We start from the raw sequence: 20098 nt of genomic DNA, 5'->3' as shown, positions 1-20098 counted from the left end.
GTCAGACGACCTTGCGCACGCCGGTCTTGGAAGCGCTTTCGGCCATCGATTCCAGGTTCTTGCGCAGCCAGCGATGCGCCGGGCTGCGGCCGTCGCGCTCATGCCACAGCATGTCCAGGTGGACGGCCGGCAGCTGCAACGGGAGTTCCTTCCAGATCAGCACGTCGGTCATGCCGGTCGAGACCATCAAGTGCTTCGGCAGCACGGTGATCAGGTCGGAGTTCGCGACTACCCTGCCCGCCGTGAAGAACTGGTTCACGGTCAAGAGGATACGGCGTTCGCGGCCGAGCTGGGCCAGCGCCTCGTCAACCAGGCCGTGGGCACGGCCGGAGAAGCTCACCAGCAAGTGATTCGCCTTGCAATAGGTGTCGAGATCGAGCTTTTCCTTGGCCAGCGGATGGTCCTTGCGCATCACGCACACATAGACGCCGGAATACAGGCGCTCGTGGCGGATCGGCGAACCGGTTTCGTACGACAGCTGGGCCGCGACGCCGGGGAAGAAGCCGACCGCCAGGTCGATATCGCCGCGCAACAGCATCGGACGCGGTTCGCGCGTCGTCAGCGGCACCATGCGGATGTTCACGCCCGGCGCTTCGCGCTCGATCGAGCGCATCAGGGAAGGCAGCCACAGCGCGGCGGTGGCGTCGGCCATCGCCATGCGGAAGGTCGCCTGCGCCTTGGAGACGTCGAAGGTTTCCGGCATCACCGCCGCTTCCAGCGCCGCCAGGGCCTGGCGCACGGCCGGCCATAAGGCTTCGGCGCGCGGGGTCGGTTTGACGCCATAGGCGGTGCGGATCAGGAGCTCGTCGCCCAGGCTTTCTCGTAGTCGCTTGATCGCATTCGACACCGCAGGCTGGGTCATGGCCAGGTGGCCGGCGGCGCGGGTCAGGTTTTGCTCGGTCATCACCGCGTCGAATACGCGCAGCAGATTCAGGTCAAGCGTCAGAAAGCTCATGGGATCAAGGAGAAAACTGTTGTGAAGACAGGGGTACGGGTAGTGTACTCCAAATCATTCACAAACAGTATAAGGGCCATCAGTGAACGGAATTAGATTTATATGTTGCGACGCACTATAGTTCTCAACAATAACAGAAAGAGCCTATCATGTCTTCTACCGCCACCCTAGTCCAAGCTGCCGCCGCCGTGCCCTACGGCCAGGTGTTCAGCACCACCGTGTATCTTGCCTTGCTGGCTGGCTTCGTCCTGTTTTTCCGCCCACTGCTGGTCGGCATCGGCCGCGCCTTGTACCTGACCGTGCGTCCACGCCGCAGCAAGGCCGAACAGGCCGCGCGCCGTGCGCTGGACGAGGCGCTGGCGCTCAAGCGCAAGCTGGCCAGCCTGGATCCGGTGGACGCCGCCGAGGTGCGTGCGATGGGCATCCGCCACTGATCATTACCTGATTTCCCCTGACGCGGTCTCCGGCAACGGACACCGCGTTTTTTTTCGTCCCTGCTCTCCGTCGTACGCCGCCACGGCGGCACATCTTCTTTTCCCCCTGAAAAACGCCCGGATGTCGCTTCACGCCCGGTGACTTTGCGTTACCGGGCTTTTCTCGTCCTTTTTATTTAACAAAGTTCACAAAGAGTCAAATAGTCGGGTTTAGAATGAGATCCATGAAAAGTGAATTGATAGAATGATGAGTATGTTATGACGTGTGTTGGATGCATGTTTAAGGAATATGGATGAGTAGTGTATCGCTCTCAATTGAAAGGAAAATTTTCCAGTATTGCGTGAAGTTGGTAGATGTTTAATGTAACTTGGTTGATAAATCGTGCAGGTTCAACAAAGTTCACATTCTAGATCATATAAAATGATACTTATGGTAATGCGACGGACAAGCGAAAACAGCAGACCAACAAGCGCGAAAAAGTGCCGATGAAATTTGACCGGGAGTAGTAGTTCAGGACGGACGAGTAGCGCTGGATGAGAGGATGGCGTTCAGGGACGTGCGGACGCCACATGCCGGACTAGCCGGTATGCGGTCAGGAAAATCGAGGCGGGGAAACAAAAAGCCGGCAGAGTCGCCGGCTTGGGGGAATCAGGCCGTGGCCTTGTCGGCCGTCAGGCGCTCGTACTTGATGAGGAGTTCTTCGCGCGATTCGCGCCATTCCGGATTGAGCGGAATGCAGGCAACCGGGCACAGCTGCACGCACTGCGGTTCATCGAAATGGCCGACGCACTCGGTGCACTTGTGCGGATCGATCTGGTAATACTCTTCGCCCATCGAAATGGCATCGTTGGGGCATTCGGGTTCGCAGACGTCGCAGTTGATGCAGTCGTCGGTAATCAATAAAGCCATGATACGTCCTGGGAATCAGGCCTTCGGCGCTTGCGCCATGCTGGCGATTTTCTGCTGCAGCCAGCGGTCGACCGAAGGGAAAACGAATTTGGACACGTCGCCACCCAGCATGGCGATCTCGCGCACGATGGTGCCCGAGATGAACTGGTACTGGTCGGACGGGGTCAGGAACATGGTTTCGACGTCGGGCAGCAGGTAGCGGTTCATGCCCGCCATCTGGAACTCGTACTCGAAATCGGACACCGCGCGCAGGCCGCGCACGATCACGCGGGCGTCGTGCTTGCGCACGAAGTCCTTGAGCAGGCCCGAGAAACTCTCGACCTGCACATTGGGGTAATGGCCAAGCACTTCGTTGGCGATATCCAGGCGTTCTTCGAGCGTGAAGAACGGACGTTTGTTGCGGCTGTCGGCGACGCCGACCACCAGTCGGTCGAACAGCCCGGATGCGCGACGTACCAAATCCTCGTGGCCGCGGGTCAGCGGATCGAACGTACCTGGATAAACGGCTACAACCATTGCGGCTCCCTGAAAATGAACACCCTATTGGAACGCGCATTATGCCTGAAAATACGGCATCCGCCCCAGGCCGGGGCATGGTTTGCCCAATGGTTGTGCGGTTTTCAGGCCCTTGGCGGGACTCAGGCCGCCTTTTCCTGCAGCTTCAGCAAATGGTAATACACCATGCCCGCCTTGTCGGCGCGCACCACTTCCCAGCCAATCAGCCAGTCGGGGACGTCGTCGCCCCCGGTCGGCAACGGCGCCTCGGCTTCGGCATACACCATGCCGCCTTCGAGCAGCAGCGCCGCGCACAGCGGCAGGGTCTTGGCCAACAGATCCTGTTGATAAGGCGGGTCGAGGAAGATCACGTCGTAGCGCTGGCCGCGGGTGGCCAGGTCGCGCGCCAGGGTCAGGGCGTCGGCGCGCAGGATCGTGATGTTGTCGGCCTTGAGCTTGTCGCGGTTGGCTTCGAGCTGGCGCACGGCCGGGCCGTGGTTGTCGACCATGGTCACCTTCGCCGCGCCGCGGCTGGCGGCCTCGAAGCCGAGCACGCCGGAACCCGCGTACAGGTCGAGAAAACCGGCCTGGTCCCAGTCGCTGCCGAGCTGGTGATTGATCCAGTTGAACACGGTTTCGCGCACGCGGTCGGGGGTGGGACGCAGGCCGAGGGCGTCGACCACCGGCAGCAGCGTACGTTTCCAGGCGCCGCCGATGATGCGGACCTGGTGCTGGGCCATGCGCGGCGCGCCGTGGGGTTTGGCGGCCTGGGGCCTTGATTTGATGGACTTTCTTTGCATGGGCGGCACTATAGCATGCGGGTTTCCCACCCTGCGGGGCCGCCCTTCACTGCTTATTTGCCTGCCGCCAAGGCCTCGAAATCATTGATCCAGCCCTGCATGCGCTGCTGCGCATGGGCCTTTTGCTGCGGCGTCGCCAGTTTGATCGCGGTCAGGATGTATTTTGTCGTGTGGTCGATGCTGGCGTCATAGAAGGCCTTGCGCTCGGGCGACTCCATGCGTGTGAACAACTCGCGCATCAGGCCTTGCACCCTGGCCGTGGTCTGCTCGCGGTTGAGCTTTTTCTGTTGCACCTCTTGCAGCAGCGCCAGGATGCGGCGCTGGCGGTACTGGCGTTCCTCCAACCATTGCTGGTTGTCGAGCGGGCGCAGGTCGGAGGCGCGGCGCAGGGCGGCTTCTTGTTCGCTTGTGAAATTGCCAAACCACAGCTCCATTTGCTCCATTGATTTCTTGAAGCGCGCGCGCTGGCGCTTCTCGACGCTGCCGCTCATGAACTTGCGCCGGTATTCCTCGTTCTTGTCCCTGAACTTCTTGTCGATATTGGCGATCTGCGCGGGGGTGATCGACATGGCCAGCGTCGTCAGTTCCGGCACCGCGCGCTGCGACAGGCGCTCGCCGCGAACGCGGATCTCGCGGTAGGCCTGGAGCAGGTCGGCCTGGCTCGGGTTGCCCGCTAGTTTTTGCTGGAAATTGCCCAATAGACCAGCATAGTCGCGCAACTGGGTCTGACGATGCCATTGGAACAAGCCATTGATGTCGCGCTTGGCGATGTCGGCCTGTTGTCCTTCGAAGTCGACATAGGAATTCATCCACCAGTACAGTAAGGTGTCGCCCTGGTTGTACGAGAAGCGAATGGTGCTGCAACCGGCCGCCAGCGCCATCAGGGCAATCGCCATTAACGCTAAGGTGCGCCGGAACAAGGTATCTCGCATGCTAGAATTTTTCATATTTTCAACTTTTTGAGAACGGCTTATGAACGTTGTGATCCTCGCCGCCGGCATGGGAAAGCGCATGCAATCCGCCCTGCCGAAAGTCCTGCATCCATTGGCTGGTAAGCCGCTGCTCCGCCACGTGATCGATACGGCACGTAGCCTGAGTCCGCAGAAATTATGTGTGATTTACGGGCACGGCGGCGCAGCGGTGCCCGACATGGTGTCCGCGCTGGCGCAAGAGACCGGCGTGTCGATCGATACCGCCCTGCAGCAGCCGCAGCTGGGCACCGGCCATGCGGTGATGCAGGCCGTGCCGCAACTGGGCGATGGCGCCGCCACCCTGGTGCTGTACGGCGACGTGCCGCTGACCACGGCGGACACGCTGCGCCGCCTGGTTGAGGCCGCAGGAAGCGACAAGTTGGGCATCCTGACCGTCGAACAGGCCAACCCCTTCGGCCTGGGCCGCATCGTGCGCGAGAACGGCCACATCGTGCGCATCGTCGAAGAAAAGGATGCCAGCGAGGCCGAGCGCGCCATCCGCGAAATCAATAGCGGCATCATGGCGATCCCGACCCGCCACCTCAAGAAATGGCTGGCGGCGCTGTCCAACAACAATGCCCAGGGCGAGTACTACCTCACCGACATCGTGGCCCAGGCCGTGGCGGACGGCGTGCCGGTCGTGTCGGCGCAACCGTCGGGCGAATGGGAAGTGGCTGGCGTGAACAGCAAGGTGCAGCTGGCCGAGCTCGAGCGTCGTCATCAATTGAATATCGCACATGCACTGCTGGAAAAAGGCGTGACCTTGATGGATCCGGCGCGCATCGATGTGCGCGGCGAACTGGTTTGCGGCCGCGATGTCGTCATCGACGTCGGCTGCGTGTTCGAAGGCCGGGTGGAGCTGGCCGACGGCGTGAAGGTGGGCGCCAACTGCGTGCTGGTCGGCGCCACGGTCGGTGCTGGCGCCAACATCAAGCCGTTCTGCCATATCGAAGGCGCTACCATCGGCGCCGCCTCGCAGATCGGACCGTATGCGCGCCTGCGTCCCGGCACCGAGCTGGGCGAGGACGTCCATGTGGGTAACTTTGTCGAGGTCAAGAACAGCACCGTGGCGGCGCACAGCAAGGCCAACCACCTGGCCTATATCGGCGACGCCACCGTCGGCTCGCGCGTGAACGTCGGCGCCGGCGTCATCACCTGCAACTACGACGGCGCGAATAAATTCCGCACCGTGATCGAGGACGAGGTATTCGTCGGCAGCGACAGCCAGCTGGTGGCGCCGGTGACGATCGGCAAGGGCGCCACCATTGGCGCCGGCACCACGCTCACCAAGGATGCGCCGGCCGGCAAGCTGACCATCTCGCGGCCCAAGCAGATCACCATCGAAGGATGGAAGCGTCCGGTGAAAGTGAAGAAGTAATCCACCGGCTGTCGACAGGGTAATCACAGGAAACAAACAAGATAAACACAGGGTTTTACCGTGGTTACCCCCTGTCCATCCACCTGGTCTTCCACAATATTATCCACAGGCGGTGGCCCGTGCTTTACACGGCGATGCGGGTGTCGAATTTGCTGCGGTGGGTCGAAAAATAGGCTTTCACGTTGCGCACGTTCGCGTGCGACGTGAACAGCCGGTGCGCCAGCGCGTGGTAGGCCGGCATGTCGGCGACCTGCACGACCAGCACGAAATCGGGTCCCGGCGACACCCGGTAGCACTGCAACACGGCCGCTTCCCTGGCGGCCAGGTTCTCGAACTCTTCCATGCGCTCGGCGGCCTGCACGTCGAGCGTGATCTCGACGATGGCGGACAGGCGGCTGCCGACCTTGTCGGGCGCGACGATCGCCACCTGGCGCTCGATGACGCCACTGTCGGTCAGCTGCTTCACGCGGCGCAAACAAGTCGGCGGCGACACGTGCACGAGCGCCGCCAGTTCGGCGTTCGTATGCGATGCGTCAGTTTGCAAAATATTCAGAATGCGACGATCGAGGTCGTCGAGGGTGGGTAACTCGGTCATCGTGATGAAATATTCGGTAAATTTTTATGTGTGTATGAAATATTATTTTGTTCGTGTGTCGTCATGAAATAATCTAACAAATATGGCTGCGCACTGTAAGCTTATTTCATCACGATTGCCTTACGATAAGACTCAACAGTTTTTCCATTCGAGAGGTTAGCCATGTGCGGTATCGTCGGCGCAGTCGCCAAGCGTAATATCACCCCCGTCCTGATCGAGGGCCTCAAACGGCTCGAATACCGCGGGTACGATTCCTGCGGCGTCGCCGTCCACCTCGATGGCCGCCTGACCCGCTCGCGCTCCACCTCGCGCGTGGCCGACCTCGAATCGCAAGTCAAAGAGGCACGCCTCGACGGCTTCACCGGCATCGCCCACACGCGCTGGGCCACCCACGGCGCCCCGGCGTCGCACAATGCCCACCCGCACTTCTCGCCGACCGAAGACAATGCCCGCATTGCACTTGTCCACAACGGCATCATCGAAAACCACGACGAGCTGCGCGCCGAACTGACCGGCCTGGGCTACAAGTTCACGAGCCAGACCGACACCGAGGTCATCGCCCACCTGGTCGATCACCTGTACACCGGCGACCTGTTCGAGACCGTGCAGCAAGCCGTCAAGCGCCTGCACGGCGCCTACGCCATCGCCGTGTTCTGCCGCGAAGAACCGCACCGCGTGATCGCCGCGCGCCAGGGCTCGCCGCTGATCGTCGGCGTCGGCAAGGACGAGAACTTCGTCGCCTCCGACGCGATGGCGCTGGCCGGCACCACCGACCAGATCATCTATCTGGAAGAAGGCGACGTGGTCGACCTGCAGCTGGCCCGCTACTGGATCGTCGACGTCGACGGCCGTCCGGTCGAGCGCGAAGTGAAAACCGTGCACGCCCACACCGGCGCGGCCGAGCTCGGCCCGTACCGCCACTACATGCAGAAAGAGATCTTCGAGCAGCCGCGCGTCATCGGCGACACCCTCGAGGGCGTGACCGGCGTGATGCCGGAACTGTTCGGCGACAGCGCCTACGCCGTGTTCAAGAAGATCGACCGCGTGCTGATCCTGGCCTGCGGCACCAGCTACTACGCCGGCCTCACCGCCAAGTACTGGATCGAATCGGTGGCCAAGGTGCCGGTGAACGTCGAGATCGCCAGCGAATACCGCTACCGCGACAGCGTGCCGCACCCCGACACCCTGGTGGTGACCATCTCGCAGAGCGGCGAGACGGCCGACACCCTGGCCGCGCTCAAGCACGCGCGCAGCCTCGGCATGCACCACACGCTGACCATCTGCAACGTCTCGACCAGCGCCATGGTGCGCGAGTGCCAGCTGGCCTACATCACCCGCGCCGGCGTCGAAGTCGGCGTGGCCTCGACCAAGGCCTTCACCACCCAGCTGGCGGCGCTGTTCCTCTTGACCCTGACCCTGGCGCAAGTCAACGGCCGCCTGACCGATGCCGAGGAAGCCGAACACCTCAAGATGATGCGTCACCTGCCGGTCGCGCTGTCGTCGGTGCTGGCGCTCGAGCCGCAGATCATCGCCTGGGCCGAGGAATTCGCGCGTAAAGAGAACGCCCTGTTCCTGGGTCGCGGCATCCACTACCCGATCGCCCTGGAAGGCGCGCTGAAGCTCAAGGAAATCTCGTACATCCACGCCGAGGCCTACCCGGCCGGCGAACTGAAGCACGGCCCGCTGGCGCTGGTGACCGAAGAAATGCCGGTAGTAACGATCGCGCCGAACGATGCGCTGCTGGAAAAGCTGAAGTCGAACATGCAGGAAGTGCGCGCGCGCGGCGGCCAGCTGTACGTGTTCGCCGACGTCGATTCGCGCATCACCTCGGGCGATGGCCTGCACGTGATTCGCCTGCCGGAACACTACGGCTTGCTGTCGCCGATCCTGCACGTGGCGGCGCTGCAGCTGCTGGCGTATCACACGGCGCTGGCGCGTGGGACCGATGTGGACAAGCCGCGTAATCTCGCCAAGTCGGTGACGGTCGAGTAAGCAGCTACGATCGAAGGGTGTAAGTAAGCGAGAACGCAAGCCAAACTCACTACCCAGCAGCATCTGAAAAAGCCCATGAGCTTCGGTTCATGGGCTTTTTCTTTCATACACGATCCAACAAGGCAGTGGATTTTCGGTGTATTTCGATGTAGACTTCGATGTATTACAGCCAAGCAGGCATGGTTCGCTGCTTGCACGTGGCCGTCAACTTCGATGTATTACAACCAAAATCCAAAAGTAACCATGTCTCATCAATACATTTATGGCGCGGATGGCGAGCCTGCCTTCGTCGTTATTCCCTACGCTGAGTACTTACGTAACAACGGCTCCGGCGCCGCAGAAGGCCAGGAAATTGCTACGAGTTCGCTCCTCACCGCCGATGGACTTTTTGTCCGGCTGCCGTATGGTGGGCCAGGAGCAGCGATCGATCTTGTTCAGTTTATCGATGCCTGGATGCAGCGTGGAACGATATCGATGCTGGCAATTAGCAAACGACGTCAAGGCTACGACCGATTCAAGGGCGAGGCTGTGAACGGTCTCGATGCGATCCTGCGTCGCTGCTTTCTTCCAAAAGACTCCCCTTACCGCAACGTGATGCAGGCTACGACAGCGGTAGTGGACGCTCTCGTGGAGACCGGCGTGTTCGCATACAGTGTCGAAGCCATGCCAGGTTATTATCGCCCGGTGCAGTGCATTCGCATCGACACGGAGAAGGCGAAGGAGTTCCTGCAAAAAAACGGTCCTGCCAAGAATCCTTTGTGCGTGCACGAATTTATCCTGCCCGTCTAGATGACAGGCGACGTCATGCGGGTAAATGGTGTCGCCCATCCAGCCATCCTTACGTCTTGATCGAGATCCTCACCAACACATGCGGCCCGCCGGCCGCTAGGCCTCCGGTATAAGAGGACTATGCCGACCGAATGGTGTAGTCAGCCATCACCGACCAATCCCTTTCACCACCGCCGGCACTGACCGCCTCGCCCATTCGCTGACGAACCGCATCGAGCATCGGCAGCTGCCGCCCCAGCTGTTCCGCCGCCGCATGCGCAAGCCGCAAATCCTTCAAGCCCAGCGATGCCTTGAATCCCGGCTCGTAGCGCTCGTGCATGATATTGGCCGAATACACCTGGTATGAACGACTGCCGAACAGGGTATGCAGGATCAGGTCGAAGAACCGCTCGCGCGCCAGTCCATGCGATTCGGTCAGCACAACGGCTTCGGCCATGGCCTCGATCGCCATCGTGATCATCATGTTGCAGGCGAGCTTGGCGGCATAGGCCGTGGGCGGTTCCGCGCCCATGTCCCATACGCGCTTGCCGATGACTTCCAGCACTGGCCGAACCGTGTCCAGTGCCGCGGGCTGACCGGCGGCCAGCACTTGCAGTTCTCCCTTGGCGGCAACGTCCGGCCGCCCCAGCACCGGCGCGGCCACGTAGCCAATTTTCACAGTGCGGTGACATTCGACGAGTTCCCGTGCGAAGGCGACAGAGATGGTCGATGCAACGATGTGCACCAATCCTCTTCGCGCCTGCGCCAGCGCCCCGGTCTCCAGCAAGACACTGCGGATCGCGGCATCGTCGGACAGCATCGTCAAGGCGACGTCCGCCTGCAGCGCTTGCGCCGGCGTCTCCACCATCCGCACGCCCGCGACGTCTCCACCGGAACGATTCCACGCCTTCACCGCATGCCCCGCCGCAGCCAGATTGCGCGCGATCGCGCGGCCCATGGCGCCCAGGCCGATGATGCCGATCTCCATCAGCGCATGCCTCCCGAACCCAGGACGATCTCGCCCGTCACCCAGCCGGCATCGCTTGACGCCAGAAAGGACACGATCGGCGCGATGTCCTGCACCTGGCCGCTGCGGCCGAGCGGTGTCCGTTCCTCGTTCCAGGTCTGGAAGTCGGATCCGATTGCCCCGGCGGTGTGCGTGCCTTCGGTCTCGATCAGGCCGGGATTCACCGCATTGACGCGGATGCCGCGCGGACCGAGTTCGCGCGCCAGCACGCCGGTGATGACGTCGATCGCACCCTTGGTGCCGCTGTAGATGGCGCTCTCGACCGGAAGAACGCTCGTGACGTTGGAACCGATGTTGATGATGCTGCCGCCCTCGCCCAGGTGTGGCGCGGCGGCGGCGCTGACCAGCAGCGGACCGAGGACGTTGATGTCGAACTGCTTGCGATAGCGTTCTTCGGTGGTCTCTTCGATCCGCGCGAACTGGTAGATGCCGGAGTTGTTGACCACGATGTCCAGGCGCCCGAAATGATCGATCGCCGCCTTCACCAGCGCTTCGACTTCCGCTTTCCTGGTGACGTCCGCGCCCACCGCCACGGCGTGCCCGCCGGCCGCTTCGATGTCGGCGACCACCTTGTCCGCACCGCTCTTGCTCGATGCGTAATTGACGACGACCTTCGCGCCGTCGGCCGCGAGCCGGCGCGCGATGCCCGCGCCGATGCCTTTCGACGCGCCCGTCACGATGGCGACTTTGCCTGTTAACTTGTTCATGTCTTGCGATCCCGGATGAGGCCAGCCCGGAATGGGCCGGCATGCTTGAAGCGCCATGGTGATCCCTACAATATTGTTTGAGAACTGCCATCCATGTATATTCGAAGTACATTTTTGAACGGGTAGCGACGACATGGAATGGAGCGACGTCCGCATCTTCCTGGCAGTGGTGCGCGGCGGATCGTTCGGTGAAGCCGCCCGGACGCTGGGTGTGAGCCATCCGACAGTCGGCCGCCGGATCAAGGCGCTGGAAGACGAGGCGCAGCAGGCGCTGTTTCGCCGGACCAGGGATGGACTGGTGCTCACGGATGCCGGGGACGGCGTGCTGGCGCTGGCCGAATCCATGGAAAATTCCGCGCTGGCCATGGAAAGACGTTTGGCGGGTAATCACGACCGCCTCGAAGGCATGTTGCGGATATCCTCGGCAGAGTGGTTCGCAGGCTATGTGTTGGCGCCTGTCCTGGCCGAATTGACGCGCCGCCATCCGGCGGTCGTGCCGGAAGTCATCGCCAGCTACCGCTTGCTCGACCTGTCGCGCCGCGAGGCCGATGTGGCGTTTCGCCTCGTTCCTTTCAGCGAACCGGACATCGTCCAGCGCCGCCTGATGAGCATGGCATATGGTGTGTATGGCTCGGCCGACACCGCATCCGCACTGCAGGCCGATCCGGCATCGGTCGGCCTTGTTCTCATGAATACGGCGCAGTCCCACTTTCCCGATGTCGCCTGGCTGCTCGACAGGTTTCCACTGTCGCGGCGGGTCTTCACGAGCACGAGCCGGGCCGTCCAGGCACAGATGTGCCTGCAAGGCATGGGCATTGCAGTGCTGCCGAGGCCGCTTGGCGATGCGCTATCTGGCTTGCAGCGCATCGACATGCCGGACCAACCCCCGGGCAGGGATATCTGGGTGGGGTACCATCACGACCTGCGGCATATGGATCGCCTGCGGGCGATGCTGGATATCGCCGCTACGATGCTGTCGAATACCTCGAGCACAACGCCATGATCGAATCGTGCTGCTAACAGCAGGAACGATCAGTGACTGTGCTGAACCGTCTAGGTAACCTTCTCTCATTCAATGTGGTTTCAATCCATCGAATGGGGAGCAGCAGTGAAGTCGATTTTATTCATCGGACTCATGGTATTAAGTGGCCTGAACAACGCCTTCGCGCAAGCCATTCAGGAAACGCCAGGCGCCGACCTGATCGTCCATAACGCCAAGATCTACACCGGCAATCCGGCACAACCATCGGCATCCGCCGTGGCCGTCAAGAACGGCCGCATCTACTCGGTCGGCACCGATGCCGACGTGCTGTGCCTGAAGAACGCCAACACGAAAATCATCGATTCCCGCGGCCGCCGACTCATCCCGGGCATCATCGACGCCCACACCCACGTGCTCAACGAGGGCGGCTACAACTACACCCTGCGCTGGGACGGCGTGCCCACGCTGCGCCGGGCCCTGCAGATGCTGAGCGAGCAAGCCAGGCGCACCCCGGAAGGCCACTGGGTGAAGGTGATCGGCGGCTGGTCTCCCTACCAGTTCGAGGAAAACCGCTTCCCCACCATGGACGAACTGCGCAAGGCCGTCCCCAACCGTCCGCTCATCGTGCAGTACGCCTACAACCGCGCCTTCCTGAACCAGCAGGCGCTGGACGCCCTCGGCGCCGGCACCGACAGGTTCCCCAACCTGCCGGGCACCGAGCTGGAGAAGGACGCGCAGGGCCGCTTTACGGGCGTGGTCCATGGCTTCACGTTCACCTTCATCACCATGGAAACCATGGTCCCCCAGCTCACCCCGGAGGAAGAGGTGAGCTCGCTGGTCCAGACGGTGCATAGTCTGAACCGTGTCGGGGTCACGTCGATCGTCGATGCGGGCACGGGCTTCCGCGGCTATCCCAAGGCCGTGCGCACCGTGGACGCCCTCGCCCGCGACAACCGCCTCAACATCCGCATGCCCTTCATGGACATCCAGTTCGGCGACGGCGCCGACTTCAACGTGGTGGATGCCCAGATCACGGCGATCACCAGGACGGCGCCGATCGCTCCCGGCCACAACCTGCACCCGCACCTGGCCCATGGCCACTCCTATCAAGGCGCCGGCGAGCTGCTGGCGGTGGAGGTGCACGACCACGAAAACTTCGACCGTCCGGCGGTCGTCATCGAGCCGGCCAAGATGCATCGACTGGTCGAGCGCGACATCGCCAAGCTGGTCCAGCGGCGCATTCCCTTCCGCGAGCACATCACCTACGACGAGAACATCACGCCCTTCCTCGATGCGCTCGAGAAGCTCGACCAGAAGATGCCGCTCGACGGCCTGCGCTGGAGCCTCGAACACGCCGAGACCATCAGTCCGGCCAACGTCGCCCGCGTGAAGGCCTTGGGCGGCGGCATCGCCCTGGATACCAAGATGGCGCTGCATGGCGACAGCTTCGTCAAGACCCACGGCCGCGACAAGGCCTTGATCACCCCGCGCCTGCGCGAGCTCGTCGACAGCGGCGTGCCGCTGGCCATGACCACCGACGCCTTCCGCGCCGCCTCGTTCAATCCGTGGATCGGCATCAGCTGGATGGTGTCCGGCAAATCGATCTCCGGCGCCGAGATCCTGGCCCGGAATAACCGCCTGACACGTGAAGAAACGCTCAAGCTGTTTACGCGCAATGCAGCGTGGTTCATGAACACCGAGTCCGAGATGGGCATGATCGCCCCCGGCTACCTCGCCGACTTCGCGCTGCTCGACCGGGATTACTTTACGGTGCCGGAAGCCCAGATCAAGTCCGTTTCCTCGGTCCTGACGGTCATGGATGGCCGGGTGGTGTACGGCGCACAGGACTACGGTTCGCTGTCGCCGGCATTGCCCGAGATCCTGCCCGCGTGGTCGCCGATCAAGCACTTCGGCGGCTATTACCAGGCGCGGTAAGGTGAATGCGCACGCGGCCTGGCTCGCCATTCCTTTGCTGCTGGCAGCCGACGCCGCGCTCGCGCAGTTCCAGCCGTAGCGCTTCGACGACAACGTCAAGGCCCAGCGCCAGGGATGCGGCCGGCAAGGCAGCCGCACCGCATGCTGGAAGGGCCGCCCGCTCGCGGACCATGTGCGCCTGACGCTGGGAGGCGACTTGCGCCTGCGCTACGAGCACACCGGCAATCCGCGCCTGGTCGCTCGCGACCCGTATGGAGCGCGCACCGGAAATAGTTCTACAAAGAACTAAATCCTGTATAGTCAAGCTCCTGACCGACCGCCCCGGCGCGTCCACGCGGCCAGGGACGCCGCACTGCGTCTGTCCGGTGCCCGATTGCCAATGCTACGCCCATGAACGCCGAGAACCCCGACCTGATGTACCGCCTGCTCGTCCAGGGCGTGGTCGACTACGCCATCTACATGCTCACGCCGACCGGCGTCGTCTCCAGCTGGAACGCCGGCGCCCAGCGCGCCAAGGGCTATACCGCCGGCGAGATCGTCGGCCGCCACTACGCGTGCTTCTACGGCGCCGAGGACCGGGAGGCCGGCCTGCCCGACATCAACCTCGAGATCGCCACCCGCACCGGCCGCTTCGAAGACCAGGGCTGGCGTGTGCGCAAGGATGGCAGCGCGTTCTGGGCCCACGTCGTGATCGACGCCATCCGCGACGATGACGGCGCCCTGGTCGGCTTTGCCAAGATCACGCGCGACATCACCGAACGCCACCAGCAGCGGCGCAAGCTGGTCGAGGCCAAGGAGCTGGCCGAAGCCTATAGCCGCCAGATGGCCTCGCTGTCGCACTTCCTCGATTCGGTGATCGCCAACATCCCGGCCAGCGTGCTGGTGCTGGACGTCGCATCGCGCACCATCCTGCTGGCCAACCAGCAGGCGCAGCGCCTGTTCGCCCAGGTCTATGTCGACCTCAAGGGCTTGCCAGTCGGCGATTGCCTGAGCCCGAGCGTGGCCGACTACGTCGAGCGCCAGACGGCGCATGCGGCGCCCACCAGGGTCGGGCTGGACGACGCCGTGCTGGTCGAAACCTCGGTCGGCCCGCGCAGCCTGCGCAGCCGCACGGTGCTGGGCAAGCAGCCCGACGGCGAGGGCGATTACGTCCTGATCATCACCGAAGACGTGACCGACGAGCTGGCCGCCTATGCGCAAATCCACCACATGGCGCAGCACGACGGCCTGACCAATCTGCCCAACCGCAACCTGTTCAACGCACGCCTCGAGAGCGCGCTCTCGCACAGCGCGGAGGATGACTCCGGGGTGGGCATCCTGTGCCTCGACCTGGACAATTTCAAGAACATCAACGACGCCTACGGCCATGGCTTCGGCGACAAGATCCTCTTGACGCTGGCGGGCCGCTTGCGCAAATGCCTGCGCGACCAGGACACGCTGGCGCGCCTGGGCGGCGACGAGTTCGCCGTGGTCCTGCCGCGCATCAAGCGCCTGGAAGAAGCGCAACAGGCGGCGCAGCGCCTGATCGAGGCGGTGGCGCCGGCATTCTCGATCGAGGGCCACAGCTTCGCGGTCGGCATCAGCGTCGGCATCGCCTTGTCCACCTCGGCTGGCAGTACGGCCGAGCAATTGCTGCAGCACGCGGACATGGCCTTGTATGAAGCCAAGCGCAACGGCCGCAACCGCCATGAGGTGTTCCGGCCCGAGATGGAGGCGGCGGCGCGGGTACGGCGCCAGATCGAGATCGACCTGCGCCGCGCGCTGCACCGCGGCGAGCTGCAGATGCACTATCAACCGATCGTCGAGAAGGCCGGCAACCGCATCTCGGGCTATGAGGCCCTGATCCGCTGGCGGCATCCGGAACGCGGTCCGATCGCGCCGATCGACTTCATTCCGATCGCCGAAGAAACCGGCCTGATACACGAGCTCGGCGCGCGCGCACTGAACCTCGCTTGCCAGGAAGCGGCGACCTGGACCAATGGCGAAACGATCGCCGTCAACCTGTCGCCGATCCAGTTCAAGAGCAGCGAACTGGTCAGCATGGTGGCGCTGGCGCTGGCCGATTCCGGCCTCGCGGCCGAGCGGCTGGAACTCGAGATCACCGAGTCGGTGTTGCTCGACAATAGCGACGGCAATATCCGCACCCTGAAGGCCTTGAAGAAGCTGGGCGTGCGCATTTCGCTCGACGACTTCGGCACCGGTTATTCGTCGCTGAGCTATCTGCGCTCCTTCCCTTTCGACAAGATCAAGATCGACAAGTCGTTCGTGCAAGAGATCGGGCAGAGCCGGGAAGCGATGGCGATCATTCGCGCCATCACCGGCCTCTCCAGCAGCCTGTTGATCGAGACCACGGCCGAGGGCGTGGAAACCGAGGAGCAATTGCAGCGCTTGATGGAGGAAGGCTGCTCGCACTTCCAGGGCTATCTGTTCGGGCGTCCGGAAGCGGCCGAGAACCGGATGCAGCGGCTCGACTGGCCTGCGGTCTGACTGGACGCATTTGCCGTAGTCGATAATGAAACGGACAACGACATTTTCCAGCGACTGCCATGCATCACGACGCCATCGTCGGTGACCGCATGATATGGCGGCTGGGCCGGCAGCCGCCCGCATTTTTCGCATAGACACAGGATCGCCCATGATCGACCAACACCTCATCCAGCGCGCCGAGCAGGCCTTTTCCAACGCCTGCGGCATGCCATTCGAAAAACTGCTGGCGCCGATCGAGGGCGAACCCGGCGCCGGGCAGGCAGCCAGCGATGGCATCGTCAGGGCGATCCGCCAGTGGCGCACCGCCGGCGACGCCAGCCTGCCGATGGGCGCGTTCACGGGCGAATTGCGGCGCCCGGATTGGGACAAGATCATGCACATCTCGTGCGAGGCCCTCGTCCGCCACGGCAAGGACCTGCAGGTGGCCGCCTGGCTGCTCGAGGCCCAGATCCACCAACATGGGTTTGCGGCGATCGCCGGCGGCCTGCACCTCATGACGCGCCTGTGCGAGCAGTATTGGGACGACATCCATCCCCAGGGCGCCGCCGACACCTACGAGCGCCGCGCCAACATCTTCCACTGGGTCAACCACGCGCTGTCCCCGATCCTGCGCCAGGTGCCGCTGGCCTTCGGTCACCAGGGCCAGCCGTTCACCCTCGCCGACTGGGAACGCGCGCGCCGCCATGAACACTTGCGCCAGACCGATTCCTGCGGCAACGTCGAAGGCCCGTCCGGCGCCGATCTGTCCGCGGCGCTCGCGGCGGTGGCGGACGACACCTGCGCCGACATGGAGCGCGACCTGGCCGACGCCCTGGCGATGCTGAAGCACCTGGCCGACGTGCTCGAGCCGAGATTGGACGAAGGCGCGCCATCCTTCGGCATGTTCGCCGGAGTGATGGAACAGGCACGTGGACTGTTCGAGGCCGAACTCGAGCGGCGCGGCCTGCCGCGTCATGCGCGGCCGAGTCCGATTCCGGCGGAGCCGGCCGTGCCCGCGGCACCCGAGGAAGCGGCCGCGACGCCGGCAGACGTCATCCTGCCGCGGACCACCATGGCGGAGCCGGCCGGCATACGCGATCGCGCCGAAGCTTATGCGCTGCTCGAGCAGGCGGCCAGCTTCCTGCAGCGTGATGACCCGCACAGCCCGGTGCCCTACCTGGTGCGTCGCGCCGCCGAATGGGGGAAGCTGAACGCCGCCGAGCTGTACCAGGAGCTGTTCCTGCGCAGGGGCGGCCAGGTCCACATCTTCGACGTCATGGGCCTGGACACTCCCGGACAGGCCGACAAGAAAGACTGAACAAGGAGCACGCAATGGCGATCATTTATCAGGCCAGCAATTTCGGTGACGCCGACCTGCGCGTCGCCCTGGTCGAACGCGGCATGGCCGACCTGCTGGTGCACAGGGTGGCGGCGCGCGGCCTGGCGCATGGCGACGCGCTGTGGTACAGCACGCGGCACCGCGAGGACGCCAGTGTGCGCGTCTTCTTCGTTTCGCCGGGAATGGCCCAGCTGAAAATCTTTTTTGTCCCGAACCAGGACGAGGCCGGCTGGCAGCGTCCGCGGCCGCCCGCAATCCACCTGCGCTAGCGTGCGTAACGCCGGCCGGGCCGGCGTGATGTCGTTCCGCCAAGGCGGACTCGGTACTACTACTGAGTCCGCCACAGGTCGAATACTGAGAGGGCCACGTTTACCGGGGGTGGTCCGCGCAAGCCTGATTTGTTTGGGCTATACTCCGCTCAGTCCTCTATAGGACTTCCCGCTCAATGGACGCCAGGGATATCGACTGGCCTGCCTGACAATCCATGTCAGCGCGTCATATCCGTGTTGCCTGCAAGGCCGGTTTGACTGTCATCCAGTTCACCGTTGCCTTGCCTTCGCTATGCGTCGGTTGCCGAGTTTTGTTGCTGTTCTCACGGATCGCGACAGGTCCCGACAACCCGTTCCTTATCGGTGCTTCGATACCGCCAGCAGGCGGTGTGGAAACATTCCTTTACCGAGCCGTTGAACTTTTTAAATCTGATTGCATGCCAGGCCATCGCAAACATTTTTCAGGTGATACTCGTATGCGTACCTCGCTTCTAGTTGTCCTTTCTTGCTTCATCGTTGCATCTTGCAGCAAAGCCCCCGCTCCCTCCAATGACAAGCCGGTCGACGTCGTCCTGATCGGCGCCGGCGTCATGAGCGCCACCCTCGGCACCATGCTCAAGGAACTCGATCCCGAACTGACGATCGAGATGTTCGAGCGCATGGATTCGGTCTCGGCCGAAAGCTCCGACGCGATGAACAATGCCGGCACCGGTCACTCCGGTTTCGCCGAGCTGAACTACACGCCCGAAATGCCGGACGGTACCATCGACACCAAGAAGGCCGTCGACATCAACGAACAGTTCGAGATCTCGAAGCAGTTCTGGGCCTACCAGGTCAAGAAGGAATACCTGGGCGCGCCGAACACCTTCATCAACAACGTGCCGCACATGGCCTTTGTCTGGGGTGACGACAACATCAACTATCTGCGCAAGCGCTACGATGCGCTGCAGAAGGAAAACCTGTTCAAGGGCATGCTGTACACCGAAGACCACGAGACGATCCGCAAGTGGGCGCCGCTGGTCATGAACGGCCGCGACGCGAACCAGAAAGTGGCCGCGACCCGCATGGACATCGGTACCGACGTCAACTACGGCACCCTGACCCGCAGCATGGTCAAGCACCTGACCGGCACCCACGGCATGACCCTGAACCTGCGCAGCCAGGTCGAAGACATCAAGCGCGGCAAGGATGGCCTGTGGAACGTGACCGTCAAGAACCTGGCGGACAACAAGCTCAAGACCGTGAGCGCGAAGTTCGTGTTCATCGGCGCCGGCGGCGGCGCGCTGCCACTGCTGGAAAAGACCGGCATTCCTGAAGCCAAGGGCTACGGTGGCGTTCCGGTCGGCGGCCAATGGCTGGTGACCACCAACCAGGCGCTGATCGAAGCGCACCACGCCAAGGTGTACGGCAAGGCCTCGGTCGGTTCGCCGCCGATGTCGGTGCCTCACCTCGACACCCGTATCATCGACGGCAAGAAAGCCCTGCTGTTCGGACCGTTCGCGACCTTCTCGACCAAGTTCCTCAAGAACGGTTCGTGGGTCGACCTGCCGGCCTCGATCGGCACCGGCAACGTGCGTCCGATGGTGCAGGCTGGCATCGACAACATTCCGCTGACTAAGTACCTGGTCGAGCAGGTGATGAACTCGCAGGAAGACCGCGTGGCCACCCTGCGTGAGTACCTGCCGGAAGCCAAGATGGAAGACTGGGAACTGGTCAACGCCGGCCAGCGCGTCCAGATCGTCAAGGACGACCCGAAGAAGGGTGGCCTGCTGCAGTTCGGCACCGAAGTCGTTGCCTCGGCTGACGGCTCCGTGACCGCCCTGCTGGGTGCATCGCCAGGCGCCTCGACCGCCGCGCCGATCATGCTCAAGGTGCTCAAGGCATCGGCCTTCCGCGACAAGCTGGAAACGCCGGAATGGCAAGCCAAGATGCACGAAATGATTCCTTCGTACGGCCGCAAGCTGAACGACGATCCGGCCTTCGCCAACCAGATCCGCCAGCAGAGCAGCGCTGCGCTGGGCCTGAAGGCGTTCACGCTGGACGTGCCGGCGGCAACGCAGGAATAATGGTGTAGA

The 20098-nt window shown here is 62.9% G+C and carries 18 protein-coding genes; 10 read left to right on the top strand and 8 right to left on the bottom strand.

Features of this window, described 5'->3' with window-relative positions; translation table 11 throughout:
• Window position 1: 1 nt before the first annotated feature.
• Complete coding sequence (locus tag KY496_RS18580) at window positions 2-955, bottom strand: LysR family transcriptional regulator (RefSeq protein WP_005664067.1); 954 nt, start codon at window positions 953-955, stop codon at window positions 2-4.
• 149 nt (window positions 956-1104) lie between these two features.
• Here KY496_RS18580 and KY496_RS18575 point away from each other — a divergent pair, with 149 nt between their 5' ends.
• A complete protein-coding gene (locus KY496_RS18575) occupies window positions 1105-1389 on the top strand; it encodes a hypothetical protein (RefSeq protein WP_005664069.1) in 285 nt (94 codons plus the stop codon).
• A 649-nt stretch (window positions 1390-2038) separates the two neighbouring features.
• Here KY496_RS18575 and KY496_RS18570 read toward each other — a convergent pair.
• The 4 genes from KY496_RS18570 to KY496_RS18555 form a co-directional block, all read right to left on the bottom strand.
• Window positions 2039-2299, bottom strand: coding sequence for a YfhL family 4Fe-4S dicluster ferredoxin (locus tag KY496_RS18570; protein ID WP_071360959.1), 261 nt, complete (start codon window positions 2297-2299; stop codon window positions 2039-2041).
• A 15-nt stretch (window positions 2300-2314) separates the two neighbouring features.
• Window positions 2315-2815, bottom strand: a complete 501-nt coding sequence (gene coaD / locus KY496_RS18565) for a pantetheine-phosphate adenylyltransferase (protein ID WP_005664073.1) — start codon at window positions 2813-2815, stop codon at window positions 2315-2317.
• A gap of 122 nt (window positions 2816-2937) precedes the next feature.
• On the bottom strand, window positions 2938-3594 hold the full coding sequence (rsmD, locus tag KY496_RS18560; protein WP_370659599.1) for a 16S rRNA (guanine(966)-N(2))-methyltransferase RsmD: 657 nt from the start codon (window positions 3592-3594) through the stop codon (window positions 2938-2940).
• A 53-nt stretch (window positions 3595-3647) separates the two neighbouring features.
• A complete protein-coding gene (locus tag KY496_RS18555; protein WP_307718442.1) occupies window positions 3648-4607 on the bottom strand; it encodes a DUF6279 family lipoprotein in 960 nt (319 codons plus the stop codon).
• Between KY496_RS18555 and glmU the strand changes: the two genes are divergently transcribed.
• Window positions 4567-5943 (top strand): bifunctional UDP-N-acetylglucosamine diphosphorylase/glucosamine-1-phosphate N-acetyltransferase GlmU, encoded by a 1377-nt coding sequence (gene glmU, locus KY496_RS18550; RefSeq protein ID WP_219861934.1) that lies wholly within the window; start codon window positions 4567-4569, stop codon window positions 5941-5943. The genes KY496_RS18555 and glmU overlap by 41 nt on opposite strands.
• Before the next feature lie 124 nt (window positions 5944-6067).
• On the opposite strand, the gene KY496_RS18545 is transcribed toward glmU, so the two are convergent.
• A complete protein-coding gene (locus KY496_RS18545; RefSeq protein WP_071360963.1) occupies window positions 6068-6538 on the bottom strand; it encodes an Lrp/AsnC family transcriptional regulator in 471 nt (156 codons plus the stop codon).
• A 162-nt stretch (window positions 6539-6700) separates the two neighbouring features.
• On the opposite strand from KY496_RS18545, the gene glmS reads away from it, so the two are divergent.
• Together glmS and KY496_RS18535 are read left to right on the top strand one after the other, a co-directional pair.
• A complete protein-coding gene (glmS, locus tag KY496_RS18540; protein WP_219861932.1) occupies window positions 6701-8530 on the top strand; it encodes a glutamine--fructose-6-phosphate transaminase (isomerizing) in 1830 nt (609 codons plus the stop codon).
• Window positions 8531-8743: 213 nt separating this feature from the next.
• Complete coding sequence (locus KY496_RS18535; protein ID WP_071360965.1) at window positions 8744-9319, top strand: hypothetical protein; 576 nt, start codon at window positions 8744-8746, stop codon at window positions 9317-9319.
• A gap of 118 nt (window positions 9320-9437) precedes the next feature.
• On the opposite strand, the gene KY496_RS18530 is transcribed toward KY496_RS18535, so the two are convergent.
• The gene (locus KY496_RS18530; RefSeq protein WP_005664175.1) at window positions 9438-10286 is read right to left on the bottom strand and encodes an NAD(P)-dependent oxidoreductase; all 849 of its coding nucleotides are present in this window, start codon (window positions 10284-10286) and stop codon (window positions 9438-9440) included.
• Window positions 10286-11032, bottom strand: coding sequence for a glucose 1-dehydrogenase (locus KY496_RS18525; protein ID WP_219861930.1), 747 nt, complete (start codon window positions 11030-11032; stop codon window positions 10286-10288). The genes KY496_RS18530 and KY496_RS18525 overlap by 1 nt, the downstream gene beginning before the upstream one ends.
• A 133-nt stretch (window positions 11033-11165) precedes the next feature.
• Between KY496_RS18525 and KY496_RS18520 the strand changes: the two genes are divergently transcribed.
• From KY496_RS18520 to mqo, 6 genes are all read left to right on the top strand, one after another.
• Complete coding sequence (locus tag KY496_RS18520; RefSeq protein ID WP_219861928.1) at window positions 11166-12035, top strand: LysR family transcriptional regulator; 870 nt, start codon at window positions 11166-11168, stop codon at window positions 12033-12035.
• Between the two features lie 105 nt (window positions 12036-12140).
• Window positions 12141-13949, top strand: a complete 1809-nt coding sequence (locus KY496_RS18515) for an amidohydrolase (protein WP_219861926.1) — start codon at window positions 12141-12143, stop codon at window positions 13947-13949.
• Window positions 13950-14339: 390 nt separating this feature from the next.
• Window positions 14340-16436: a bifunctional diguanylate cyclase/phosphodiesterase gene (locus tag KY496_RS18510; protein WP_219861924.1), complete on the top strand. Its 2097-nt coding sequence runs from the start codon at window positions 14340-14342 to the stop codon at window positions 16434-16436.
• A gap of 148 nt (window positions 16437-16584) precedes the next feature.
• Entirely contained in the window at window positions 16585-17733 is a 1149-nt protein-coding gene (gene tssA / locus KY496_RS18505; protein WP_184240400.1) for a type VI secretion system protein TssA, read from the top strand.
• Between the two features lie 14 nt (window positions 17734-17747).
• Window positions 17748-18023, top strand: a complete 276-nt coding sequence (locus tag KY496_RS18500; RefSeq protein WP_005664187.1) for a DUF6150 family protein — start codon at window positions 17748-17750, stop codon at window positions 18021-18023.
• 437 nt (window positions 18024-18460) lie between these two features.
• Window positions 18461-20089: a malate dehydrogenase (quinone) gene (mqo, locus tag KY496_RS18495; protein WP_370660081.1), complete on the top strand. Its 1629-nt coding sequence runs from the start codon at window positions 18461-18463 to the stop codon at window positions 20087-20089.
• Window positions 20090-20098 lie beyond the last annotated feature (9 nt).

The organism is Massilia sp. NP310, assembly GCF_019443485.1.
Classification (GTDB): domain Bacteria; phylum Pseudomonadota; class Gammaproteobacteria; order Burkholderiales; family Burkholderiaceae_D; genus Telluria; species Telluria timonae.
The sequence above is the reverse complement of the archived record's forward strand: the minus strand, read 5'-3'. Positions and strand labels throughout refer to the sequence as shown.